The 24,599-nt window shown below is 52.2% G+C and carries 26 protein-coding genes and 4 pseudogenes; 26 read left to right on the top strand and 4 right to left on the bottom strand.

The window, feature by feature from the left end; genetic code table 11:
* The first annotated feature begins 97 nt into the window (after positions 1–97).
* From L1889_RS06970 to L1889_RS19140, 3 genes are all read left to right on the top strand, one after another.
* The gene (locus tag L1889_RS06970; RefSeq protein WP_238664528.1) at positions 98–1,036 is read left to right on the top strand and encodes a DNA/RNA non-specific endonuclease; all 939 of its coding nucleotides are present in this window, start codon (positions 98–100) and stop codon (positions 1,034–1,036) included.
* A 93-nt stretch (positions 1,037–1,129) separates the two neighbouring features.
* Positions 1,130–1,351 (top strand): hypothetical protein, encoded by a 222-nt coding sequence (locus tag L1889_RS06965; protein ID WP_238664527.1) that lies wholly within the window; start codon positions 1,130–1,132, stop codon positions 1,349–1,351.
* Positions 1,336–1,623 (top strand): Fic family protein, encoded by a 288-nt coding sequence (locus tag L1889_RS19140; protein ID WP_372871290.1) that lies wholly within the window; start codon positions 1,336–1,338, stop codon positions 1,621–1,623. Before L1889_RS06965 ends, L1889_RS19140 begins: the two co-directional genes overlap by 16 nt.
* Here L1889_RS19140 and L1889_RS06960 read toward each other — a convergent pair.
* Positions 1,557–2,003 carry an SRPBCC family protein gene (locus L1889_RS06960; protein WP_238664526.1) on the bottom strand — a complete coding sequence of 149 codons (447 nt, stop codon included), beginning with the start codon at positions 2,001–2,003 and terminating at the stop codon, positions 1,557–1,559. The genes L1889_RS19140 and L1889_RS06960 overlap by 67 nt on opposite strands.
* A gap of 329 nt (positions 2,004–2,332) precedes the next feature.
* Here L1889_RS06960 and L1889_RS06955 point away from each other — a divergent pair, with 329 nt between their 5' ends.
* Positions 2,333–3,538 carry a serine hydrolase domain-containing protein gene (locus L1889_RS06955; RefSeq protein ID WP_238664525.1) on the top strand — a complete coding sequence of 402 codons (1,206 nt, stop codon included), beginning with the start codon at positions 2,333–2,335 and terminating at the stop codon, positions 3,536–3,538.
* Between the two features lie 465 nt (positions 3,539–4,003).
* Here L1889_RS06955 and L1889_RS18745 read toward each other — a convergent pair whose 3' ends face one another.
* On the bottom strand, positions 4,004–4,255 hold the full coding sequence (locus L1889_RS18745; RefSeq protein WP_238664523.1) for a helix-turn-helix domain-containing protein: 252 nt from the start codon (positions 4,253–4,255) through the stop codon (positions 4,004–4,006).
* 550 nt (positions 4,256–4,805) lie between these two features.
* On the opposite strand from L1889_RS18745, the gene L1889_RS06940 reads away from it, so the two are divergent.
* Entirely contained in the window at positions 4,806–5,153 is a 348-nt protein-coding gene (locus L1889_RS06940) for a hypothetical protein (RefSeq protein WP_238664522.1), read from the top strand.
* Between the two features lie 40 nt (positions 5,154–5,193).
* Here L1889_RS06940 and L1889_RS06935 read toward each other — a convergent pair whose 3' ends face one another.
* A complete protein-coding gene (locus L1889_RS06935; protein ID WP_238664521.1) occupies positions 5,194–6,567 on the bottom strand; it encodes a 3-deoxy-D-arabino-heptulosonate 7-phosphate synthase in 1,374 nt (457 codons plus the stop codon).
* A 268-nt stretch (positions 6,568–6,835) separates the two neighbouring features.
* Here L1889_RS06935 and L1889_RS06930 point away from each other — a divergent pair, with 268 nt between their 5' ends.
* The 9 genes from L1889_RS06930 (at position 6,836) to L1889_RS06890 (ending at position 12,712) form a co-directional block, all read left to right on the top strand.
* The gene (locus tag L1889_RS06930; RefSeq protein WP_238664520.1) at positions 6,836–7,009 is read left to right on the top strand and encodes a hypothetical protein; all 174 of its coding nucleotides are present in this window, start codon (positions 6,836–6,838) and stop codon (positions 7,007–7,009) included.
* Positions 7,010–7,087: 78 nt separating this feature from the next.
* Entirely contained in the window at positions 7,088–7,504 is a 417-nt protein-coding gene (locus tag L1889_RS06925; protein WP_238664519.1) for a J517_1871 family lipoprotein, read from the top strand.
* Between the two features lie 118 nt (positions 7,505–7,622).
* On the top strand, positions 7,623–8,162 hold the full coding sequence (locus L1889_RS06920) for an ureidoglycolate lyase (protein ID WP_238664518.1): 540 nt from the start codon (positions 7,623–7,625) through the stop codon (positions 8,160–8,162).
* Between the two features lie 287 nt (positions 8,163–8,449).
* The gene (gene soxC / locus L1889_RS06915; protein WP_238664517.1) at positions 8,450–9,619 is read left to right on the top strand and encodes a sulfite dehydrogenase; all 1,170 of its coding nucleotides are present in this window, start codon (positions 8,450–8,452) and stop codon (positions 9,617–9,619) included.
* Positions 9,606–10,172, top strand: a complete 567-nt coding sequence (locus L1889_RS06910; protein ID WP_238664516.1) for a c-type cytochrome — start codon at positions 9,606–9,608, stop codon at positions 10,170–10,172. The genes soxC and L1889_RS06910 overlap by 14 nt, the downstream gene beginning before the upstream one ends.
* A 157-nt stretch (positions 10,173–10,329) precedes the next feature.
* Entirely contained in the window at positions 10,330–10,800 is a 471-nt protein-coding gene (locus tag L1889_RS06905) for an MgtC/SapB family protein (RefSeq protein WP_238664515.1), read from the top strand.
* Between the two features lie 47 nt (positions 10,801–10,847).
* Positions 10,848–11,057, top strand: a complete 210-nt coding sequence (locus L1889_RS06900; RefSeq protein ID WP_238664514.1) for a hypothetical protein — start codon at positions 10,848–10,850, stop codon at positions 11,055–11,057.
* 90 nt (positions 11,058–11,147) lie between these two features.
* Positions 11,148–11,384: an I78 family peptidase inhibitor gene (locus L1889_RS06895; RefSeq protein ID WP_238664513.1), complete on the top strand. Its 237-nt coding sequence runs from the start codon at positions 11,148–11,150 to the stop codon at positions 11,382–11,384.
* Between the two features lie 587 nt (positions 11,385–11,971).
* Complete coding sequence (locus L1889_RS06890) at positions 11,972–12,712, top strand: hypothetical protein (RefSeq protein WP_308217607.1); 741 nt, start codon at positions 11,972–11,974, stop codon at positions 12,710–12,712.
* Positions 12,713–12,788: 76 nt separating this feature from the next.
* Here L1889_RS06890 and L1889_RS06885 read toward each other — a convergent pair whose 3' ends face one another.
* Positions 12,789–13,271: a CinA family protein gene (locus L1889_RS06885; protein ID WP_238664512.1), complete on the bottom strand. Its 483-nt coding sequence runs from the start codon at positions 13,269–13,271 to the stop codon at positions 12,789–12,791.
* Between the two features lie 336 nt (positions 13,272–13,607).
* Between L1889_RS06885 and thrS the strand changes: the two genes are divergently transcribed.
* From thrS to pheS, 12 genes and pseudogenes are all read left to right on the top strand, one after another.
* Complete coding sequence (thrS, locus tag L1889_RS06880) at positions 13,608–15,530, top strand: threonine--tRNA ligase (protein ID WP_238664511.1); 1,923 nt, start codon at positions 13,608–13,610, stop codon at positions 15,528–15,530.
* Between the two features lie 30 nt (positions 15,531–15,560).
* Positions 15,561–16,109, top strand: a complete 549-nt coding sequence (infC, locus tag L1889_RS06875; RefSeq protein WP_238665876.1) for a translation initiation factor IF-3 — start codon at positions 15,561–15,563, stop codon at positions 16,107–16,109.
* A 119-nt stretch (positions 16,110–16,228) separates the two neighbouring features.
* A pseudogene (gene gshB, locus L1889_RS06870) lies at positions 16,229–17,186 on the top strand (glutathione synthase).
* On the top strand, positions 17,170–17,586 hold the full coding sequence (locus L1889_RS06865; protein ID WP_238664510.1) for a PTS sugar transporter subunit IIA: 417 nt from the start codon (positions 17,170–17,172) through the stop codon (positions 17,584–17,586). The pseudogene gshB and the gene L1889_RS06865 overlap by 17 nt, the downstream one beginning before the upstream one ends.
* 31 nt (positions 17,587–17,617) lie before the next feature.
* The gene (locus L1889_RS06860; protein ID WP_238664509.1) at positions 17,618–17,887 is read left to right on the top strand and encodes an HPr family phosphocarrier protein; all 270 of its coding nucleotides are present in this window, start codon (positions 17,618–17,620) and stop codon (positions 17,885–17,887) included.
* Positions 17,888–18,017: 130 nt separating this feature from the next.
* Positions 18,018–19,675, top strand: a pseudogene (gene ptsP / locus L1889_RS06855) (phosphoenolpyruvate--protein phosphotransferase).
* Between the two features lie 347 nt (positions 19,676–20,022).
* A complete protein-coding gene (locus L1889_RS06850; RefSeq protein WP_238664508.1) occupies positions 20,023–20,550 on the top strand; it encodes a hypothetical protein in 528 nt (175 codons plus the stop codon).
* Positions 20,551–20,641: 91 nt separating this feature from the next.
* Positions 20,642–20,926 (top strand): accessory factor UbiK family protein, encoded by a 285-nt coding sequence (locus tag L1889_RS06845; protein ID WP_238664507.1) that lies wholly within the window; start codon positions 20,642–20,644, stop codon positions 20,924–20,926.
* A gap of 157 nt (positions 20,927–21,083) precedes the next feature.
* Positions 21,084–22,598, top strand: coding sequence for a YifB family Mg chelatase-like AAA ATPase (locus tag L1889_RS06840; RefSeq protein ID WP_238664506.1), 1,515 nt, complete (start codon positions 21,084–21,086; stop codon positions 22,596–22,598).
* Between the two features lie 277 nt (positions 22,599–22,875).
* A complete protein-coding gene (rpmI, locus tag L1889_RS06835) occupies positions 22,876–23,073 on the top strand; it encodes a 50S ribosomal protein L35 (RefSeq protein ID WP_238664505.1) in 198 nt (65 codons plus the stop codon).
* Positions 23,074–23,088: 15 nt separating this feature from the next.
* Positions 23,089–23,447: pseudogene (gene rplT / locus L1889_RS06830) on the top strand (50S ribosomal protein L20).
* A gap of 76 nt (positions 23,448–23,523) precedes the next feature.
* Positions 23,524–24,545 (top strand): annotated as a pseudogene (pheS, locus tag L1889_RS06825) (phenylalanine--tRNA ligase subunit alpha).
* Positions 24,546–24,599 lie beyond the last annotated feature (54 nt).

Raw genomic sequence — 24,599 nt, 5'->3', positions numbered from 1 at the left:
AACCAGCTAAAATAGGGTGGACAAAAAAGTCGCCTATAATGAGTAGCCGTACCGGTCAGCAATTGACATCGGTTAGCCGTATCCCAGTTTGAGTAGAATGTCGATAAAGAAAAAAACAGCGCCCCGCAAAAGAAGCACAGCCAGAAAAACGACTCGTACGAGCACCGCCACCGGTAGCGTTAAACGCTTTCTGAGCACAGTCAGCGCCTCTGCAGTTATTGTATTTGGTATTGCCAGTTATTTGCTGAACCCGCAATTGCGTGACGGGGTCGATCTGGGGACGATCATTGCGCAATTGGACTGGCCTCTATTGCAGCAAGAGCAGCACGCAGCACCTGCGGCGGTCGCAACGAACGGCCATATACAGACTGTTTTTTCCCAGTGTCCGCAGTTTTTCCCAGCGAATAAGCCACCGATAGTTCCTGCAGGCAGAGCGTTGCGAGAGTTATGTTTCAGCTCCTTTGCGATTCTTCACAGTGGAAATACGAAAACGCCGGTCTTTGTTGCACAGCGCTTAAACAGGCAGATGATTGCCAGCAGCAAAGGAGTGACGAGAACGGATAAGTTTTACGCCGAGGCTCGCTTACCACAGGCAGATCGTGCGCAGCTGAACGACTATCGCGGCTCAGGCTACTCGCGAGGGCATATGGCTCCAGCGGGCGACATGCACAGCGCTGACGCCATGGCGCAGAGTTTTTCGCTGGCGAATATGGTGCCGCAGAATCAGAGGCATAACGCAGGAGCCTGGAGCAAAATTGAGAGCGACACACGCAAATACGCAGAGCGGGCAACGGGAGATGTTTATATCTTTACAGGCCCTTTCTATAACAGCACGCCGGACACAATAGGTGAAGGGCGAGTGGCTATTCCCAGTCATCTGTATAAAGTCGTGTATGACGCCAGCACGGGACGATCATGGGTGCATTGGCACATACATAGCCCAGACACAAAGGCCGGCGCGCCGATCAGCTATGAAGAATTTGTTAGACGTACGGGACTGCATTTGTTGCCGTTAAGCAGTACTTCCCGTCTCTAGCGGCAGCCACCTCGTCAGCTTAGCGGCTTAGTTATAAAATCTCCCCATAGTCCGCATATCGCGGGCTACAAAACACGGAGATATCCATGACTGATGATCAAGCCGCCTCCGTTATTCAAGCTAGGTGTCTGTGTGGTTCAGTATTTTAAAAGTGGTGAGCTTTATGCTGTGCCGGTGGGGCTGTTTGAACAGGGTGCTAAGTGGTCGTTCGAGCTGCAGGTTTTTGTGGATGAAAAGCCAGGAAACTACCAGTTCGCCAATGCCACTCATGAGATGACCGGAGCAGACGTATTCGATGCGTGGTCGTCGAAGTAGTGTTCAGGATTCATCCACTTGTTGATGGCAATGGGAGAACGGCACGTCTGTTGTTGAATTTTGAGCTGATGCGTAGCGGATATCCGATTGCCGTTATTAAGCAGCAAGATCGCCCGGAGCATTATGCGGCGCTGGATAAGTCACAGGTACAGAACAATTACACACCGGAGCCTATCGCTCCGGCTTTTTTCGTGGGTGGTTCCGTTCAATCAGGAATGTCCGGCTCTACCAGCCTTGCTAGCTGTAGCAGCGATTCTTGCCAGCCCAAATAGCACATTTCTTCAGGAATGGCTTCAGGCAGCCCCTCTTGCAGGATGCTGAGTTCGACTCCGCAAGAGACTTCGCGCAATGAAACAGTGGTATACATTTCGCCCGGTAGGTTCGGATCGTCAAAACGGTCTGAGTAGCGGAGGCTCTTGTTTGGTATCAGCTCAAGGTATTCTCCGCCGAATGAGTGCTTGGTGCCAGTGCTGAAGTTGCGGAAGGACATTTTGTACGAACCGCCTACGTGGGCATCTTGTTGGTGGATCTGGCAAGTAAAGCCGTATGGCGAGATCCACTTGGCCATTGCATCGGGCTCAAGAAAAGCACGATAGACGCGCTCTGGAGTAGAGCGTAAAACGCGATGAAGCTTAACGGTTCCGGTAGTCATGATGTGTCTGCCTTTACAGTAGAGAAGTTGGACATTCTTCTACGACCCGCAGCAGTCCTGCTAAAGCGGATGCAGCACGACAAAAGCTGCTGCGCGATCAGATAGCGTGACCTGGGGCCTCGCCCCAATCATGATTTTTACCATTTAATTTAAGCTTGGACTACCTGCGTTTCATCCTGACTCTCCGTGGTACAGCGTGTATATTTACAGGACGACCACTGTGATGAGGTTGAGACTTTTTTCTCGAGAATGACTGTTGTGTAGTGCGTCTTCGTGCGAGTATCAGTATTTAATGAGTGACTTCGACATTAACCTCCAAGGGTGAAGCCATGCGTTTTTCATTAGCTATTGCCGCTGCTGGTCTTCTTTTCAATACATTCGTTTCATCACTACATGCCGAACCGTCTCCTGTCGAGCAGGCGGTGGATGCGGTAATTGATAAAGCAATTGCCGATCAACGTATTGTCGGTACGGTCGTGCTGGTGGCAGACAAGGGGCAGATTGTCTATCGCAGGGCTGCAGGCTATGCAGACCGGGAGAAGGGCCTGCCTATGCAAGAGGATTCTGTTTTTCGCCTGGCCTCCATGACCAAGCCGCTGGTTTCGGCGGCGGCGCTACGGTTGGTTGAGCAAGGAGTGCTTGATCTGCAGGTCCCGGTGACTCGCTGGCTTCCTGATTTCAGCCCTCGTCTTCCAGATGGCAGAGCGCCGGTCATCACGATACATCAGCTGCTTACGCATACCTCCGGCTTGAGTTATGGTTTTCTGGAGACTGAAGACGGACCATATCATCAAGCGGGGGTTTCGGACGGCATGGATTTAGGGCCAGACCTTGAGGAAAATCTGCAGCGTATAGCCAGCGTACCCTTAATTTTTTCACCCGGCACAGACTGGCGCTACTCGGTGTCACTGGATGTGTTGGGAGGAGTGCTTAGCGCCGCTGCTGGTCAAAGTCTTCCCGATGTGCTGCGTCAACAAGTGACCGGTCCGCTGAAAATGGACGACACACATTTTGTTGCTCCTGAGCCAGAACGCCTGGTCACACAGTATCAGGACGGCAGGCCGCAGCCTGTCAAGATGGCGCAGGAAGCCATCATTCCATTTGGTTTTAGTGCTATCCGAATGGCACCAGCCAGAGCACTGGACAAGACTGCCTTTCCTTCAGGCGGTGCGGGAATGGTAGGTACTGCGCACGACTTTATGCGTTTTCTGCTTAGTCTCCGGGAAAACAGTCACTCGATTCTTAAGTCGCAGACCAAAGGGATGATGATGAAGGATCAGACTGGCCCGCAGGTACAGCGGCAGAATCCCGGCTGGGGCTTTGGTTACGGATGGGCGGTACTTGATGAGCCCGGGCAGGCTTATACACCCCAAGGGCAGGGAACCATCCAGTGGGGCGGCGTCTACGGGCACAGCTGGTTCTTCGATCCGGCTAATGATCTGGCCGTGGTAGCCTTAACTAACACGGCCTTTGAAGGCATGTCAGGAGCCTTCCCGGGCGACTTGCGTGATGCTCTGTATGAGGAACTCAAGTAAGCCTCAGGTGGTTGTCAGGTATCTGCTATAACAATGCAGTGAAGTCTTTTTGTAGGAATAGCTAAATGTCCGCTCAATTGGTCGGCCGGCTCAGTGTGGCACTGTTTCTCGTTGCGGTTGTCTCCGGGTGCTCTGGGCCTGGGGGCTCGAGTCGTAGTCTCGAGTGCAGGTGGGATCCGGATAGCTGCATGCATGAGGGCTCGTATGAGCCAGGAGAGGAAGAGTATGCTGAAAAAGAGGCGAAAGACCTGAATCGAGAGCCCGCACGAAAATTGCGCCGTAAATCTGGCTGGTGGTGATTCCTTCGTCAGGCAAGGCTTCTTTTCCAGCCTTCAGTGCAAGCACTGATCCCAGTCAGGTATTGGCTGACGCATGCATAGCTCATTGGAAAGACTCGCAATCGCTAAGCTGTGGCTAGTTCGTGCGTCAGGTTGGGGTGTTTAGCAAGCAGACGCAGTAAGCATATTACCCCCCGGGGGCCTGGAATCGCCCCTGTTCCCAGTCGCGCAAGGTGGCAACAGGCGTGGAAATTCGTTCGGCAAAGGCTGCCTGAGTTAGACCGGATTTCTGTCGCGCTTGCCGAACAAGGAGTTGCTCGGGAGTGGTCATACGGCCAACGCCTGCTTTTGCTTCGCTAAGGGCTTGACGCAGACCTGGAAGGACTTCGCCAGCATCGTCCTCGATGGCTCCAGCGTACCTTACGAGCTCCTTCTGCACCTGGAATGACTTCTCCGGACAGTGGGCGGCAATCCAGGTGATAAAATCGAGTCTTTCATCATCTAGTCAGATCTTACTGGCTTGCTTCTGGAATACAGCGGTTTCGATTACTGTCCGCATAAGCTGGATTGTACGGGAAACCCGTATTTTGCAATGATCGTAAATATAATGAGTGCATTGCCTTCATGATCGGCGGGTCCTTGCAATTTTGTTCGTTTTCTTAACGATTTCTATGTAATCTTAGAAGCGATATCGCAATTTGGATCACCTCGGTGAGACTTGATTGCCCACCGCAGCAGGGGAGGTCTATGTATATTGGTCGGAAGTAGGGTATGGAGCTCACTAGTCCAGCGCCCGCAAGAAAGCGAAAACATGGCGCAATTATGGATATTTGTAAGCAAACTGCAGGGGGCGAGGCTTAATGTTTCTGTTGGTTTCAGAACGCCTTCTTTGCGTTTGCACGAGGCGATGCCAGCGGATACACTCCCTTCAACCAAACCAAATCAGCCGGTTCCCGGTAATTGGAACCTGTGATTTAAAGGAATTGATTATGAAGCTCACGACCCGAATTGCACACTTTGCCATTGCAGGCGCCATGGCCTTGGGGCTGGCCTCGAATGTGATGGCTGCGGACAAGAAAACGACCAACACCATACTTGGCGCCGGGCTGGGTGCTGCCGCGGGCGCGGTGTTCTCTGAGGGCGATCCGATGTTGACATTGGGCGGTGCCGCGGCAGGCGGGGTGCTGGGCCACGTGCTAACTGAAGACCGCAAGTACAAAGATAATCGTGGCTGGCGTGGAAGTGATCGAAAATACCGTCGTGGCAACGATAACTATCGCCATGTAAGCCATAAGCATAAATATAAACATAATAAGAAGCGCCATCATCGCCGCTAAGAACTAGCAAGCTTGCGACGCCAGGTGGTGTTTCAGAGTCTTAGGGCTGCTCTGCTTCCGCAGTAATAATTGCAGCTGATAGATCATCCGTATGAACCATCAATTCACGCACCTGGCGGAGCACGGCGTATTGGTTCAGCACGGTCCGCCAACGGGCAGATTCCAGCAGCTGATACCAGACAGTCTCAAGGCTATGAGCATCCACCTCTTGTTGTTCTATTAACTTTGCTGCGAACTGCAGACTGGCCTGCGCCGACAATAGCTGCATTCTACTGGCAGCATTCAGCAGACGCGGGCTAGCGTCCGCAGGCGCATTAGAGCAATAGAGCACCATGTTGTGCAGATCAGGCTCATCGATAGACAGAGGCCGCAGCGCTGCCCCGTCCAATAGGACGGTTCCTTCCCTTGCCTCAAAAGGGTAGATGGTATCTTCGTCAGCTTGAGAGAGCAGGTCTAATCCGCGCAGCAGTCGAGGCAGGTCAGTGGTTGCAGCATCGACAGAGGCCTTGGCTTCCACCAGCATGCAAATCTTCCAGACTGGCGTGTTATCAATCGCCTTTGTTTGCTGAAGCAGAACCACGTCCCATTCACTTTTGGCGCGCTCAGGGCTGCCGGGGATGGAAGCCGGTACGTGCATTGAGCTTACGGCACGGTATCTGGTGTTAGGTTTTTGCGTCCGATTGAGCCGCTGAGCCAGTGCAGTAATCGTTTCCGCAGCCAAGGCTTCGACGGCAGCGCCACGCTGTTGTGAAAGCGAACCTTGCTTGATGGCCGCAGCGCTACCTGAGCGCGGCCCCTGCTGATTCCCGAGCGAAAGATACTGTTGCACAAGATTATCGTTGGCCAGGGTTTCAAGACGCTGCAGTCGCGTCAAGGCGGAGTCTTGCCGTATCCGGATCAAAGCCTCTTTGAAAGAGCATTCATTTGCGTTTTCTGCTGCGTCCAGAAGTTGCTGTGTGCTGGCAGAAAGCTTTGGCCAGTCTGCTGAGAGTGCGGCCGCTTGCAATCGGCTCAAGGCGTCGCGTTGCTGACCAGCCGGGATTCGTTGCAATTTGGCAGGGTGGGCAATTGCATTCACAGAAGTGAGTATCTGGCGGCGATCTTGTCCGGCTTGCGCTGCCAGCGATGCGTATTCGCGTACCTGTGCTGCACGGTATCGCAGCACCATGGTCTGGAAGGTTGGGTCTCCGTTCTGAGTGTCTGTTGCCTCCCGAATCATGCGCGCCAGGGCCTCGATAAAAGTGCGCTTTAGGGTATCGTCCGGGCTAGCGCCAAGAGACAGGGCACGGCGGGCCTGCTCTATCGTAATGGCAAGTATGGAGGCAGCACTGAGTTTCTGCGATTTCAGAGAGGGAGCGCTTAATGCTGGCAATCGATAACGGCGAGCGACGAGGCGTAGTGTCTGCTCAAGCAAAGGCTTAGCTCCTAAAGATGGCCTCGAGGAAAATTAATACCTGTAGCATAATTATGCTAGGCATGGGGAATAAACACGCATGTCTATGGGCTCACTACGGTCTTTCATTGCAAAATGGAATGTTGCATCGTTGTCACACGGTGGCCATACATGCTAAGGTCTGGCCCCTTGCTTGAACGGCACGAGGTGGCCCGTGAATATGAAGCCAGAACCCTTGATAGACCCTCTGTGCACTTGGCCATACACTATTAATAACGGCATCAGTCCGATGCAGAAACCTTCAGATTTACCTTTGCCTCCTGAACCCGATCCCTGCGACTGCTATTTCTTGGCCTGGTGGACCTTACGCATCGTCGAGCATTCGTCAGTGTCCGAGGCTCCGCAAGCGTGGCTATTAATGCAGCTTTCTATTACGACCCAAGAAAATATCAATCCCTTTTGACCCTGTAATAAGCGTATCTGGTACTTTTATAGCTAAGGCTGTTCCGCATTGTTTCTGAATTAGCATGACGGAGGTGGTATGAGACTACTGACTGCAATTTCGTTTCTTATATTCATGGCGGGATGTATGGGAGTAACGGGCGGCAGCCTGGGCAGCCGATTTGACGAGGCAATGCCTACCCCAGTTAGCCCAACCCATGCCGGGCTCTGGACAGCGGTAGAGGCTTCAGATGTGACTACCTTGCGCATAGACGAAGACGGGCGAGGCGTAGCGTGTTCTTCCCGAGATGGGAAGGATTTGCTCAGCAATCTGAAGGTGTCTGATGACACACTTTATTTTCAGGATGGGCTCAGCATGGCGTTGAACTACGGTGAAGGCTATATCGATGGGCTGGCGATAGATGCGGAGTCCCAAAACGTCCGATTCGTCCGTGATGACGGCCTGCAAAGCGCTTCGCCATACTGCCGAAATAAATTGCAGCAGCCGTATTTATAGTGCTGTTTCCTAAAGGTTCCTGGTTTCACTTGGGGGTGTCTGCTGTGGCCCACCGCTTCACGCTAAACTTCGTCCAAACTTCTCTATTTACCCTCAACTTAGGTCGTGTTGTCTAGTCATGTCTACTCTCTTGTTGCATCCCCAGCCTTTAACATCCGAGTCTTTTGCTCCTTACGGTACGGTGTTGGGAACTCCCTATACCGATGAGATTGCTGGTTTTAGTAACCCCGCCAGTGATTTCTGGCATCAACATTATTTTCAGGCCGGCCATGGCGGTGTGCCCGAAATTCTTTGGGTGAATTACAGAAATGCAGAATTGCTGATTACCGAGCTTGAAGTGCATTGGGAGACTCAGCAAGCCATTGTGCCGTTAGGGGAGCGTGGAATCATTCACGTGGTCGCCTTGTCGCATGAGGGAACACATGAACCCGATCCGCAAAGCATGCGCGCATTTTTTGTGCTGCCTGGACAGGGGATAAGCATGAACGCTGGCTGCTGGCACACGACACGTATTCTTCGCCTCGAGTCTACCTGCCTGATGCTGACGCGAGGATCAACTACCGTCGAATTGGCTGCTCATCTTCGTGAAGGACCTCAGGCTTGTGAAACAAGCTTTGCGGCAATAGATGCCCGTATTGTGGTTGACTCAGTGGCTTGATAAGCGCTCAGTAATGCTTGCTTAAGGTTATGAAAAATCAGGGTATCCCAAGGATTGCCCCGTCTCTTGGTCTTCACTAGAATGTGTAGACCGATCGGTCGATTTAGGTTGGCAAAAAAACCAGGAGGCGACATGAAGAAAAGTGCAAGTGAAGAACAAATTAGCTTGAACGGTGACGTTTTTAGCGTTGCACCAGAAGTGTCCAGGCCGCTGAGCCGTCGTGCTTTTTTAGTGAAAGGGGAGCCGTAGCGACGGCGGTGGCGGGCATAGGAGCCTCTGCAAAGGCTTTGACGGCTCAAGCTTCTGAAGCGGCTCAGCTTGAGCCGCTTACTATTCCCGAGTGGACGAAGTCGTGGGGCGCTCCTACGGCCAGTCCTTACGGTAAGCCGTCAGAGTTTGAAACGCTGGCGATACGCAATATGTACCCCGGACTAACCGAACCCATGTCTGCGTACAGTACAACCCCTCTGCAGGAGCTTGATGGTGCAATCACTCCTAATGGTCTTTTTTACGAGCGTCATCATGCCGGGGTGCCTGCCATCGACCCTGAACAACACAAGCTGGTGATTCATGGGCTGGTAGATCGTCCCTTAATGTTCAGCATGGATGAGCTGCGTCAATTCCCTTCGGTTTCGCCTATTTTCTTTATCGAGTGTTCGGGAAACCCGTCGTTTTTACCACCTTATGGGAAAACCGCAGCCGAGGTTTCCGGGCTGGTGAGCTGTGCCCAATGGACCGGAGTATGGCTGAAAACCATTTTGGAACATGCAGGAGTCCAGCCGTCGGCCACGTGGATTATTGCTGAGGGTGCAGATGGTGCCGCAATGACGCGCAGCATCCCGATGGAAAAATGCCTGGATGATGTGCTGGTCGCCTACAGCCAGAACGGTGAGCGTTTGCGGCCTGAGCAGGGCTATCCGGTGCGGCTTGTGATTCCGGGCTATGAAGGCAATATGAGTATCAAATGGCTACGGCGATTGCACGTGACTGCGCAGCCTGGCCATACCCGGGAAGAGACGGCAAAGTACACCGATCTGATGGCCGACGGCCGTTCCCGTGAGTTTTCATTTGTCATGGAGTGCAAGTCAATTGTCACTTATCCATCTGGCACGCATAAGCTCAGCCGTAAAGGCACACATGAAATGCGTGGAATTGCCTGGAGCGGCAATGGAAAGATCACCCATGTGGATGTTTCCATCGATGGTGGAAATACCTGGCATGAGGCCGTGCTTCAGGAACCTGTCATGTCTAAGGCGCTGACGGCGTTCCGGGCGCCATTTGAATGGGATGGTGAAGAGCTGATCATCATGAGCCGGGCCGTGGACGAGACAGGGTATGTGCAGCCAACCCTGGAGCAGATGGTCGCCGCCCGGGGGAAAAATTCCTTCTATCACAATAATTCCATTCAGCCTTGGAAGGTATCTGCAAATGGGGAGGTCACAAATGGACGCGCGTAAAACAGCAGCTTTGTCATTCTGTTTGGCTTTGGCTTTTTCTGGTGCCCATGCACAGAAGGTGGGCGAGCTTGGCACGCCAATAACTCACGAACAGTTTGCCTTATGGGATATTAATGTGTTGCCCGACGGTACCGGCTTACCGGAGGGCGAGGGAACCGTTACCCTAGGTGAGGCCCTTTATCAGGCCCAGTGCCTGGCGTGCCATGGTGCCAAGCTTGAAGGCGGCATAGGCACCGCTTTGGTCGGGGGCGAGGGCTCACTCGCGACAGAAAAGCCGCTTAAGACGATCGGTAGCTATTGGCCTTATGCCACCACGCTGTACGATTATGTACGACGGACCATGCCTTTTCAGACTCCGCAGTCTCTAACGGATGATGAGGTGTACAGCGTTGTCGCCTACCTTCTTCATGAAAACGACATTGTGCCTGCTGATATCATTTTAAATGCGGAGTCGCTGGCGAAAATCGAAATGCCTAACCGCAACAATTTCTACGTTGATGATCGTCCCGACACAGCCAATGAACGCTGCATGACCGACTGTCTGGATAAATAATAGCGAAGCCGCTGTAAAACATGTATTTACCTTTCTGAAACCTGTCCGGCCCCAGTTACTGTAAGCTGAATAACTGCATTTTCTATGAGGAGCCTGCGTGAACTATAAGGGGAAATAGTTCACGGAGTCTGCACTCCATCACTTACAGGGGCATTGGATGTCTGCACTGACGAGCATATGGCAAACGGTGATAAGCGAGTTCTCAGACATTGCGGACCTCAGGGAGGCTACGCTCATTGTTCTTCGCTTGGGGTTGGCAGGTGTTTTGGGTGCCGCGATCGGTTATGAACGCGAGCGGCGCGGGAAAGATGCTGGACTTCGCACCCATATGCTGGTGGCTTTGGGCGCAGCCATATTTGTGCTGGTCCCGGTCACCAGCGGCATGGACACAGCCGATGTCAGCCGGGTCATGCAAGGGATTATCTCCGGGGTCGGTTTCCTGGGTGCGGGTGCCATTTTAAAACAGGAAAAAGGGCAGCACATTAAGGGGCTGACCACGGCTGCAAGTATCTGGGTTGCCGCCGCAGTGGGTATTTCTGCAGGTTACGGCCGAGAAGCTACAGCGGTGGCAAGCACACTTGTCGCCTTATTTGTGCTCTCGGTCATCGGACGGCTGGAAAAAGAGTAGCGACCTGAGGGAAGCGGTCTGCTCTCTGTTTTTCCTAACGATTTAATATGAAAGTCTTTATTACTGCGTCAGTTCGAAAAGGCCAGCTCAAGGCAGTCGCTAACAGTGGTAATGATCCGCATGTTCATCTGATCGGGTATCTTATCCGTCAAGCCATTGGCGGGAATCAGATGCTTTTGCTGTTAAGACCAAAATATGCCGCCAGCAGGTTTGGGTTTACAGCTTGTCATACCCGGGCTGATGCTAATGGTCTATAACAAGATAAATCCAAAACAAATGAGTGGGAGATGTTTATGAAAGGTGCCGTGCTTGTTCTAGCTGCTTTAGTGTTGACAGGATGTCAGTCTATGCAAAAGGAAACCCCTGTCCAGCCTACGGAGCCGCCGACTAGCGGGTATGTCTGCAATGCTGATGAAATGCAGCACCTGGTGGGCTTTGCCGAGGATGATGTTGTTCTTGAAAGCTTGCCCGGACCTGTCCGGGTGCTACGGCCGAACTCGGTTGCCACGATGGATATGAGACCAGACAGAATCAATCTGCACACGGATGATGATGGCGTCATTATCCGAGTTACATGCGGCTAATCATGCTTTATTGATTTCTCGAAACAGACATTTGCTTCCCGTCAGCTATTAGCTAAGAAAGGGCCTGAAGGCCCTTTCTTAGCTTTTCCTTTATGTTGAAATAAACGCAGACAGGGTTTGCATCATTTCAACGTATTCTCATTGACTCTCTGTTTTAAGTGCAAACATAAATGTTCCTTTCGTTACAGGGAGCCCTCGGGGTCGTTTCATTTCATAGCTAGAATAGCTGGTAGGAACCACAGCCTTGTACGTTTGGATGATCTGGGCCTATAAGGCATGGCCTAATTCATGTTTAAAGGAAATCCTATGCGCTCTATTCTTTTATGGTTCTTGGGTATACCGATTCCCATCATCATTCTGCTTGCGTTGTTCTGGCATTAATTATTCTACGAAGTGCTCAGTGATACTAATCATTAAAAAGGACTCGTCATGCAACGAACTCAACCTGCTTCAGCGTATCCCGACAGAGTGAACCCGGTAGGGGAGTCGGCTCAGTCTGCAGTTTCCTGGGGAGCTGTTATCGCCGGTGCCGTTATTGGTGCTGCAATGTCTGCAATGCTTATGATAGGGGAAGCGGCCTTGGGTTTATGGCCGCCTCGCCCTGGAACAATGAGGGCGCCTCAGGGACGACATTGGCGGTCAGTACCATCGTCTGGATGTTTGTCACGCATATCATCGCTTATGGCATCGCGGGCTATGTCACTGGAAGGTTAAGGACCAAGTGGACAAACGTCCATAATGACGAAATTTATTTTCGTGATACGGCGCATGGTTTTCTTGTTTGGGCGCTAAGCGTCGTGGTCGGCTTGATCATACTTAGCTCTACTGCTGCGTCAATCGTCTCCGGTGGGGCCAAGGCCGGGGCCACCATGGCCGGGGCGGGTGCGGGAGCGGTAACGGCAATTGCCGGTCAGGCAGCCGACAGCGAATCCGGCGGCATCTCTCTGGATTACTTCACCGACTCGCTGCTACGCCCGAACGATCCTGCCTTAGCGAACAGAGGGGGCGACAGCCGGGAGGAAGTTGCACGAATTTTGACACGCAGTGTTGTTGATGGAGAAATGTCCGAGCAGGACCAGTCCTATTTGGTGAGCGTGGTAGCAAATCAGGCCGGACTTAGCGAGGAAGAAGCCAGGGAACGTCTAACCCAGGTAAGTGAACAGGCCAAGCAGGCTGCCGCCGATGCAGAGCAGAAAGCCCGTGAAATCGCAGATGCAGCCCGTAAGGCCGCTGCGACTTTCGCACTATGGGCTTTTGCATCCTTGCTCTTGGGGGCATTTGTAGCGAGTTTCTCGGCAACCATTGGTGGCCGGGCTCGAGACCGCTAATCACTTAGTGCCGTCAGTGCAGGCATGATAGTGCAAGGGCTGTTCCTCCAGGGGAGCAGCCCTTTTTGTTAACTAGTCAGCGTTGATGGAAGTAGTGTGGAATACGCTCCAGGGCGTAGCGGGCACTGGCTTCACGAATTTCATTGCGATCCCCAAAAAACTGTTTGGTTTCACTGAAAATCCGAACGTCGCTGGTTTGGCCTCTGAATGCCCAGGCAAAGCACTGGGTGCCGGCGGGAATAACGTCATCAGTATCGTCTGCAACCCCCGTGTTTGAAATGGCCAGCGTCGCAGGGCTGTGAGCTAGCGCGCCCATTGCCATTTCACAGGCTACTTTTTCACTGCTAAGGTTATAGTTGTCAAGGGTTTCCTGCCTGACCTCCAGGCAACGTTTTTTTGCCTCGGGCGAGTAGGTTACAAAGGCGCAGTCCAGTAACTGCCCGGCCCCTTCTATGTCGGCGATGGTGGCAGCGATTAACCCCGCCGTACACGATTCAGCCGTCACCAAAGTCAGTGATTCGCGTTGCATGAACTTTACGACTTCCCCTATGGTTTTCATGTGATTGCCCCTTTGTTGTCAGGAATATTGATTTTAATGCAATGCTGGTTGCGGGCAGTGATTCGCTTTTAAACCACACTTGCTGCTGTGACCGGATACTTTCGCGATGCCAGGGGGCCTAAACCTTGATAAAGCGTGCGTACTGTGGGCTGGGGTGTTAAACTAGCCCTATTAATCCATGTTTTAATCAGCTTTCAGGATCAACGTGATGACCACTACGCGAACCACCCGCAGGCATCAGTAGCCCGTCGCCGCATTGTGTTCGCATGCTGATTAAAGCAGACCAAATACCGAAACGCGGCTTTATTGCCGCGTTTTTTATTTTCAGGAAGTCTTATGGTTCACATCACCTTGCCTGACGGCTCGCAGCGCGAGTTCGACGGCCCAGTCTCTGTCAATGATGTCGCACATTCTATCGGCACAGGCTTAGGGCGTGCTGCAATAGCAGGACGGGTGAGCTTTGATGGTACTGACTCCCAATTGGTGGACACCAGTTACGTCATCGAGAAAGATGCAAAACTGGCCATTGTCACAGCCAAGGATGCCGATGGTCTCGACGTTATTCGACACTCCACGGCACACTTATTGGCCTATGCAGTCAAAGAGCTATTTCCCGATGCGCAGGTAACCATTGGCCCGGTAATTGATAACGGCTTTTACTACGACTTTTCGTATAAGCGTGCTTTCACGCCAGAAGACCTGGTCGCCATTGAAAAGAAAATGACCGAACTGGCGCGTAAAGATGAAGTCGTTACCCGCGAAGAATGGAAACGCGACGATGCTGTTGACTTTTTCCGCAGTATTGGCGAAGAGTACAAGGCAGAAATCATTGCCTCTATCCCCGCTGATCAAACCATCAGTTTGTATCGCGAAGGCAACTTTATCGATCTGTGTCGCGGCCCCCACGTTCCTTCTACCGGTAAGCTGCGTGTTTTCAAGCTGATGAAAGTAGCCGGCGCCTATTGGCGTGGCGACAGCAAAAACGAAATGCTGCAGCGTATTTATGGTACAGCCTGGGCAAGCAAAGACGAGCAGGCCGCTTATCTGCATATGCTCGAAGAAGCCGAAAAGCGCGATCACCGCCGTCTAGGGCGCGAACTGGATCTATTCCATTTCCAGGACGAGGCGCCAGGCCTGATCTTTTGGCATCCCAAGGGCTGGGCTGTCTGGCAGCAGGTCGAGCAGTACATGCGTAAGGTTTACCAGGAAAGTGGTTACCAGGAAGTTAAGGCACCGCAGATTCTTGATTTGTCTCTCTGGAAAAAAACAGGCCATTGGGATAACTACGCCGAAAATATGTTTACGACCGAGTCCGAGAGCCGGCTGTATGGTTTGAAGCCGATGAACTGTCCTGGTCATGTACAGATTTTTAATTCCGGTTTGCACTCGTACCGCGAGCTTCCTATCCGTTACGGCGAGTTCGGCCAATGTCATCGCAACGAACCTTCGGGCTCCTTGCATGGTGTTATGCGCGTACGGGGCTTTACCCAAGACGACGGACACATCTTCTGTACCGAAGACCAGTTGCAGGAAGAGTGCGCTAATTTCACTGCTACATTACAAAAAGTGTATGCTGACTTTGGCTTTACCGAAATTCTTTATAAAGTGGCTACCCGTCCCGAAAAACGTATTGGTTCCGACGAAGTGTGGGACAAGGCCGAAGCGGCATTAATGCAAAGCTTGGGCCATACCAATTGTGAATTCGAGGTTTCCGAGGGCGAAGGTGCCTTTTACGGCCCCAAAATTGAATACACCCTTAAAGATGCTATTGGCCGTCACTGGCAATGTGGCACGATCCAGGTTGATTTCTCGATGCCCGAGCGGTTGGGGGCCGAATACGTTGATGCGCAAGATCAGCGCCGCACCCCGGTTATGCTGCATCGGGCTATTTTAGGATCATTCGAGCGCTTTATTGGTATGCTTATTGAAAACCACGCAGGTGCCCTGCCTGCATGGTTAGCGCCGCATCAAGCTGTGGTGTGCTGTATTGCAGAGTCATCCGCCGAATATGCGCGAGAAGTGGCCCGTAATCTCACTGCCCAGGGTATGCGTGTTAATGCCGATTTGCGTGGTGAAAAAATCACTCGTAAAATTCGGGAACACAGCATGCAAAAAGTCCCCTATATTCTAGTAGTGGGCGACAAAGAAGCGGCAGCAGGTTCAGTAGCAGTTCGGGGTCGCGGCGGCCTCGATCTCGGCGTTATGTCAGTTACTGATTTTGCTGATCGTTTGAAGCTCGAAGTTGAAACTCGCCAGTAGTGGTTCAGATGCTGCCGAGTTCGCTATTTAATTTTAATTTTTTGGAGTCTTAGATATCGCAACCGAAAAAAACATCGCATCAACGGAGAAATCCGTGTCCCTGAGGTGCGACTCATTGGTATTGAGGGTGAACAACTGGGTATAGCAAAGGTGGCGGATGCTCTCGCCTTGGCTGAAGAAAACGAAGTTGACTTGGTCGAGATTGCACCGCAAGCTGCGCCACCTGTTTGTCGTTTAATGGATTACGGTAAGTTCCGTTATCAAGAACAGAAGCGTCAACAAGAAGCCCGGGCCAAACAAAAGGTCATCCATCTAAAAGAAGTCAAATTTCGTCCTGGTACGGATGAAGGCGACTATAACGTTAAGTTGCGTAATGTACGCCGCTTTATTGAAGATGGTGACAAGGTTAAAGTATCACTGCGTTTTCGCGGTCGTGAAATGGCTCACCAAGAATTGGGAATGCGCGTTCTTGAGCGAGTACGCGACGACGTTGAAGAACTGTGTCAGGTCGAATCCATGCCCAGACTTGAAGGCCGCCAAATGATTATGGTGCTGGCACCTAAAAAGAAAGCCGTTTAGTTAACCCGGCGCACTTGCTGCGTTCCGGTTTTGGCTATCCCCTGTGGGCGCGGCTTTGGCCGTGGCTATTTTCCCTTCATGATGCTGGCCGTCATGAAGGGTTTTGTTTAGAGTAGAGCATGCACGTCTTATTCATAATTGATCCATTGCCGAGTCTGTCGGCCTATAAAGATACATCCGTTGCGATGATGCGTGCATTGATTGCACGTGGGCACACCATCAGTGTGTCATTGCAGTCAGATCTCTACATTGAAGGCGGACGTGTACGCACAATGGCTCAAAGTATAGGCATTGCCGATGACGCCGACTTGCATGGGGCCGACTGGTGGTCAGTCCTGCAGCCTCAGGTCGAGCTTGAGCTAAATGCCTTCAGCGCCGTCATTATGCGCAAAGACCCGCCTTTTGATATGGAATATTCGTATTCCACCCATTTGCTGGGGTTTGCCCAGGCCCAGGGTGCGAAGGTATTTAATACGGGAGCAAGCATCCGTAATCATCCAGAGAAACTGGCCATTACCGAGTTTCCGCAGTTCACCCCCCACACTGGTCACCAGCAGCATGCAGCGCTTGCGCGCCTTTCATACGCAATACAAAGATGTCATTGTTAAGCCGCTTGACGGAATGGGTGGTTCCGGTATTTTTCGTTTGCAGCCCCACGAACCTAACCTGGGAGCCATCCTGGAGACGCTCACCGAGCAGGGACGTCAGACCATTATGGCGCAGCGCTACATTCCCGAAATTGCCAACGGCGACAAACGTATTATTCTTATCAACGGAAAGGCAGTGCCTTTTTGCCTGGCTCGCATCCCGCTGGCGGGTGAAACCCGTGGCAATCTCGCGGCGGGTGGCCGTGGCGTGGCGCAGCCATTAAGCGAGCGGGACAAGGAAATCGCTCAAACTTTAGGGCCTGTGCTGGCCAGGCGCGGCCTGCTGCTGGTCGGCCTGGATGTGATTGGTGACTATGTCACCGAAATCAACGTTACCAGCCCCACATGCTTTGTTGAAATCACTGAACAAACCGGATTTGACGTGGGTGCAGAGTTCGCTCAGGCTCTAGAGCATGCCGTCGAGCACTGAGTTTCCCCGAATTGTGCTAGTCATGCACGCACCTTTGGGAAGTGCATTGGCGGCTTGTGTCAGGCATGTATACGGCGACACCAGTCAGCTCGAGGTTATCGACGTCGGGCCTGCGGACATTTCGGAAATCCATGTGCAGCGTGTCTACGAGCTGATTTGCGCTGATGCTCAAAGCACATTGCTGCTTTGCGACCTAATGGGGGCGACACCTTTTAATATCGCTCATGCTGCAATGCAAAGGGCGCGTTCGGACGGCGCCAAGGTTAACTTGATTTCAGGTGCCAATCTGGGCATGGTGCTGAAGGCCGTCGCCGACAGACATACCGACCCACGCGATTTTGTCGAAGCGGTGCGCGACGGGGCGTTGCGTGGGATTGTTATTATCGAAGAGCACCACTAAGGTACTTTTCACTAAACAGACGTACTGGTCTATGCCATCTATCGATATAATTATCAGTAATAAATTGGGCTTGCACGCGCGCGCGGCGGCTAAACTTACGCAGCTTGCATCTCAATACAAAAGCGAGATCTTTATCGCTCGACAGCAGCAGCGGGTAAATGCCAAAAGTATTATGGGTGTCATGATGCTCGCCGCTGGCCTGGGGGTAACTGTCACCCTCGATGCCGAGGGCGACGATGCCGAGCAGGCCTTGGAAGCCATAAAAATATTATTTGACGATAAGTTTGGCGAAAACGAATAAAACACAAATGTAGAGTGGCAGGAGACAGCAGCATGATGGCAAAGCAAGCAAAAGCGGCCATGGCTACAGCTATGTTCAGTGGCCAAGGGCAGGGGTGGTTAAGGGCTATGCCATTGGACGTGCCGCGATCATGGGCGCCGCTACCCTTGAGGTGCCGCATTACCGTATTGCCAGAACGGCAGTGCAGGCCGAGTGTGAGCGCCTTTGCAGTGCGATGGATAGGGCCAGAAATGAGGTTAGTAGCCTGGCCGCGAATCTTCCTGCTGATGCGCCCAAAGAAATGGCTGGCTTGCTGGGCGTGCATGCCTTGCTGCTCGATGATCCAATGCTGCGCTCGCAAACCGAGGCACTGATTCACGAACGTCTGTATAACGCCGAATGGGCGTTGACGACCCAGGGCCAAAGCCTGCTCGAGCAGTTTTCTGTTATGCCGGACGAGTATCTGCGTGAGCGTGGTTCCGATATTCGTCAGGTTATTGAGCGCGTGCTGGGTCTGCTTTCGGGTAATCAGCAGCCGACTTTGCAATCGGATTGGAACGGCGATGAGCAGGCTGAAGCCTTGATCGTGGTTGCGCGCGACATAGCGCCCGCCGATATGTTGGGTCTGCGCGGAGCTAAGTTTGCTGCCTTTCTCACTGATCTGGGCGGGCCCACGTCGCATACGGCAATCGTGGCACGCAGCTTGAATGTGCCGGCAGTGGTTGGCCTGGGCGGCTTCAGGGCGCTCGTTCGCGATGGTGATCTGCTGATTGTCGATGGCTTTACGGGTGCGGTAATGGTCAACCCTCCCGAGACAGTGCTCAAGGAGTATCAGGACAAGCAGCGCGAATTTCTTGATGCCCGGGCGAAGCTTGATTTTCTGAGAAATTCTGAAGCGATAACTCTGGACGGGATTCGGGTTCATCTTGAGGCCAATATCGAGCTGCCGGAAGAGGCGGAGGATGCTTACGCTGCGGGCGCCGACGGAATAGGTTTATTTCGTAGCGAGTTTTTGTTCATGGGCAGGCAAACCCTGCCCACCGAAGACGAGCAGTTCCATGCCTACCGTTCAGTGCTGGAGACCATGAAAGGCAAGCCGGTAACGATACGCACCCTGGATATTGGTGGTGATAAGGTTCTGGATGGCGAGCAGACCGTGGCCACCAACCCTGCCTTGGGCTTACGGGCTGTACGTTATTGCCTGGCTCACCCGGAGCTGTTTCAGACGCAGTTGCGCGCTTTGCTGAGAGCATCGATGTTCGGCTCCCTGCGTATACTTGTACCGATGATTTCAAGCATGGCCGAGGTTATTGCAGTACGTAAGGCCTTGCTTCAGGCTCAGTCAGACTTAAGCGCAATAGGCATACCGTATCGTACGGATATTCAATTGGGAGCGATGGTTGAAGTGCCCGCTACGGCTATTGCCATCGAGCCTTTTGCTGCCAACCTCGATTTTCTATCGATTGGTACCAACGATTTGATCCAGTATGTGATGGCGGTCGATCGGGGGGATTCTGAAGTGGCCGATTTATACGATCCACTGCATCCTGCTGTCTTGCGTTTGATAGCGCACACCATTAATGCGGGCGAACGCTTTAATATTCCGGTTTCTGTTTGTGGCGAAATGGGGGTGACTCAAACCTGACTCGGCTGTTATTGGGTTTGGGGCTAACCCATTTCTCCATGCATCCCGCACAGATTTTGGATGTCAAACGTGAGATCGTTCTGGCGCATTCAAATGCATTGCGAACTCAAGTGGCTTCGGCGCTCAATCGCGCTGAACGTCTGGATCTCTCGTTTCTGGCCTGAGGCTTTAGGGCTGCGACCGTTGTTTTCTAGGCAGAACGGTCTAAGCTATAGTGGTAATAAGGCGCGTATCCCTCACTTAAGGTGCATAGTTGTTGCTAAATGTATCCTTTAGATTTCTTAACCTTGTTACGCTAGTGCTTGAAAATTAAGGCTTTAGCGGTGAATTTGGTCCGGGAAATGATTAATTTTGAAATTAGGATTTACACTGACTCTGGTTTTTCACGGTGGCTCATGGCTAGAATAGTATTCATGAACTTGTAACAATCAAGTGCTTTATGTCAGGCCCGTATGTCGCATCGGGTTTTGGCACAAGATTTAACGCGACCTAGGACCAAGTAAGGATAGCTATGAAAAAGACTCGTTCACATCTTGCCGTGATTGCCGCAGTGGCATCATTAAGCTTTTTGGCAGCTTGCTCGGAAGGTGAGGATAACGCAGCTGTCAACAACAACGCTGTTGAAACGCCTGCCCCTGTTGTCGAAACTCAGCCTGCGTCCCCGGTTGCTACCGAGCCTACAACCTCTGAAAAACTTGAAGCCGATGCCGAAAAAGCTAACGCCGAAGTTCAAGAGAAGGCCGACGAGCTAAAAGAATCAGCGGATCGCGCTGCTGATGCGACTGAAGCTAAAGCAGAAGAACTTAAAGATGATGCTGGCGACAAGGGCGATGATCTTAAAACTAAAGCAGATCGTGCGGCTGATACTGTCGGTGAGAAAGCCACAGAGCTTAAAGATGCCGCCGGCCGTACTGCCAGCGATATCGGTGACGCCATCAAAGATGGCGCATCTAAAGCAGATGATGCTATTCAAGATAAAGTGGGCAACGGCGTACAGCCTCAGGCCCCTGCACAGCCCTCAGAAGAAGCTAAGCCTTAAGTAGCTAAGACTGAGTTTATAAAATGGCTGCCTCGTGCAGCCATTTTTTCTATACACTTAGTTATATTGTTATTGAAATTCCGAGGCACTTATGAACCCACGCACTGATTGGTTTAACGAACTGCAGAAAAATATTTCTGAACTGATTGCTAAAAGCCCTGCGGCTGATATTGAAAAGAATGTTCGCGCATTGATGTCTCAAACTTTCACACGTATGGATTTGCTCACGCGCGAAGAGTTCGAAAATCAAAGCGCGCTGCTTGAGCGGGCCTTGGTGCGCATCACGACGCTAGAGTCCCGGGTGCAGGCGCTGGAAGCGAAACTCAATGCTAAAGCGTCAGCAGGCCAGCCTGATAGCGATTCAAGCCCCAGCTAATCAAACGTGCAGTTCCAGACTTGAAGGCCAGTGTATTTGCGCTGGCTTTCGTTGCTTAAGTAATCGGTAATAGCCACGCTGGAGCAAAAGCTCTCATTCTTCGTCCGTAAGTCTGCTTTGCCCGCATACTGCTTCTTCTACGAGCAGGGGTTCAGCAATGTCATTGGCCATTATTAATAGTTGTGCCTTATCGGGTATGGCGCCACATGCTATTCGTGTCGAAGTTCACGTGGGCGTTGGCTTGCCGGCTTTTACAGTAGTGGGGCTTCCTGATACGGGTGTACGTGAAAGCCGCGAGAGGGTCCGTTCTGCCATTTTAAGTAGCGGGTTCGAATTCCCTTCATCTCGAATCACGGTAAATCTGGCGCCGGCCGATTTACCCAAGGACGCCGCCCATTTCGATTTGCCGATTGCCTTGGGTGTTCTGCTGGCTTCTGGGCAAATGGCGGTGGATGAAAAAAATGTTAAACGTGCTTTACCACCAGCCCTTGAAGCGTATGTCTTTGCCGGAGAGCTTTCCCTGACGGGTGCTGTGGTCGACCTTCCTTCGCCATTGGCCCTGGCGCTCGGCGTCAAGGCGTTAGGGGCCAATACCTTGTTTATGCCTTCCTGCGTTGCCAAGAAAGCGGCTCTGGTAGAGGGCTTATCCGTATATGGGGTTAGTTCACTTAGCGAACTGGTTCAAACCCTTTGCTGTCCGGCGCTTCCCGAACCAGCAGGCGCTGCGCTGCTTTCAGCAACCATGCCGGAGGCAGGGCTGTGCTGGTCAGAGGTCAAGGGGCAGCTACGCGCCAAGCACGCCCTTGAGGTCGCTGTAATGGGCGGACATAATGTATTGCTGGTAGGCAGCCCCGGTGTAGGTAAAAGCATGCTTGCCCAACGTTTTTCTTCGTTGATGCCACCGCTTAGCGCCCAGCAGTTTCTTGAGGTGGCGGCTCTATCCACGGTGGCGGGTGAGACCGAGCGGCTTTCATGGCAACCGCCACTTCGATCCCCGCATCATTCTTGCACTGTTGCGGCGCTGGTGGGCGGCGGCTTGCGGCCCAAGCCAGGCGAGATCAGCCTGGCTCATCATGGAGTATTGTTTCTTGATGAAATTGCTGAGTTCAGTCGGAGTACGCTTGAGGCATTGCGCGAGCCGCTGGAATCTGGCGAGGTGCGTATAGCGAGGGCGGGCCGCAGCGTGACGTTTCCGGCCCGCTTTCAGTTAGTGGCGGCCATGAATCCCTGTCCTTGCGGGTGGCACGGCCATAAGACTCAGCTATGCCGTTGTACGACTGAACGCATAGAGCGTTATACGGCAAAGTTGTCAGGACCTTTTCTTGATAGGCTAGATATACGTTTGACCTTGGCTAGCGACGGAAGCTCGATGTTCGATGACGCTAGGGGCGAGACATCCGTGGCGGTACAAGAGCGCGTGATCCAGGCTCAGGCCATACAGCTGCAGCGGCAGGCTTGCCTGAATGCCCACTTAGGAGTCGCACAATTAAAGCGCTACGCCGAGATGCAGGGTGCGGCTTCAGAGCTTTTGCAGGCAAGCGCACGCAAGTGGAGCTGGTCAAATCGCACTGTTCATCGGTTATGGCGTGTGGCCCGCACCATTGCTGATGCAGGGGGCAGCAGCAAGCTTCACGCTGAGCATGTGGCTCAGGCTATACAGTACCGGGGTTAATCCGTATATTTCGGTGGCAATTATTAGACAACAGCAGCTGAATTCGATATACTGGTCTGCTTTTCATGGCTTATATTGTGTTTGTTCCTGTAAGGGAGCATCTGGCACGTGCAGTACAAACTACATGCAATACATTGCAGCAGCTTTTTTAGTGCGTGTTTGGCACGGTATTGGTTTATGTAATTAAGGAAATCAACAACAAGTGTCTTGCCGGTTATCAAGTGTATGTCAGTGTTCTTGGCTACCACCGTCAGTCACAACTTTATAGAGTGTCATCATGCCTAAGATGAAAACCAAAAAAAGTGCTTCCAAGCGCTTTAAGGTTCGCGGTAGTGGCTCCATCAAAAGGGGTCAGGCGTTCAAGCGTCATATACTTACTAAAAAAACCACTAAAAACAAGCGTCAACTGCGTGGAACAGTTGAAGTTCACAAAGCCGATGTGGCTTCTGTGAAAGCTATGATGCCTTTTGCCTGATAACGGAGATCTACTATGTCACGCGTAAAACGTGGGGTTAATGCCCGCGCTCGTCATAAAAAGTCTTAGCTGAAGCTAAAGGCTTTCGCGGCCGTCGCAGTACGGTCTATCGTGTAGCTAAGCAAGCAGTGATGAAGGCCGGTCAGTATGCATACCGTGACCGCCGTAATCGCAAACGTGTATTCCGCGCACTGTGGATCACACGTATCAACGCCGCTTGCCGCGAACTCGATCTTACATACAGCCAGTTTATCGCTGGTATGAACAAAGCTAATATCGAACTCGACCGTAAAGTATTGGCCGATATGGCAGTAAATGATAAAGCCGGTTTTGCAGCAGTCGTAGCACAAGCTAAAACTGCCTTAGCTGCTTAATCAGTTTTATTCGATTCTGTATGATTACAAACGGGGCTCCGCATGGGCTCCGTTTGTTTTTGGGACAAGCAAAACCATGACCTTATCGGTAGACGATTTAATTTCTCGTGCCCAGGCGCAATTCAACGATGCCAAAGATGCTGCCTCATTAGAAAACGCGAAAGCTCGTTTTTAGGTAAGCAAGGCGAAATTACCGCGTTGTTAAAAGGGCTGGCTCAGCTTGCTCCAGAACAGAAAAAAGCCGAGGGCGCTCGCATAAACCAGTTAAAGCGCCAGATAGAAGAAATGCTCAACGAGCGTCGGGCTGAAATGGCCGAAACTGAGTTGCAGCAGCGGCTGGCCTCTGAAAGTATTGACGTCACGCTTCCGGGGCGTGGTCACGGGGTAGGGGGCATACACCCCGTTATCCAGACATGGCAACGCGTTGAAGCGATATTCCGCTCTATTGGTTTTGATGTGGCCGATGGCCCCGAAATCGAAAACGACTGGACCAATTTCACGGCGCTTAACAACCCCGAGAATCACCCGGCCCGGTCCATGCAAGATACTTTTTACGTCGACATGAATGACGAAAAAGGCTTGCCTTTGCTGTTGCGCACCCATACCAGCCCCATGCAGGTACGCTATGCGCGCATGCACAAGCCTCCCATCAAGGTGATCGCTCCCGGACGTACCTACCGCGTTGATAGCGACGCCACGCATTCACCCATGTTCCATCAGGTCGAGGGCTTGTGGATTGCAGAAGATATCTCCTTTGCTGACTTAAAAGGCGTATATACCGATTTTCTGCGGGCCTTTTTTGAAACCGACGACCTGGTAGTGCGATTCAGACCGTCGTTTTTTCCATTTACCGAGCCGTCTGCAGAAATCGATATGATGTTCAGTTCGGGACCAAATCAGGGGCGCTGGCTGGAAATCTCCGGTTCGGGGCAGGTGCATCCGGACGTGGTGCGTAATTTCGGCCTGGATCCTGAGCAGTATGTGGGCTTCGCCTTTGGCTCCGGGCTAGAACGGCTCACCATGCTGCGTTATGGTGTCAATGATCTGCGGCAATTCTTCGAGGGCGATTTGCGCTTTTTGCGTCAGTTTGCCCGTTAATCTTCGCTACGATGGTCAGGGTCTTGTACGACACCGCTGGTACGTGCAGGATTA

The organism is Paenalcaligenes niemegkensis, assembly GCF_022230885.1.
Classification (GTDB): Bacteria; Pseudomonadota; Gammaproteobacteria; order Burkholderiales; family Burkholderiaceae_B; genus Paenalcaligenes; species Paenalcaligenes niemegkensis.
This window is presented reverse-complemented; position numbering and strand designations above follow the sequence as displayed.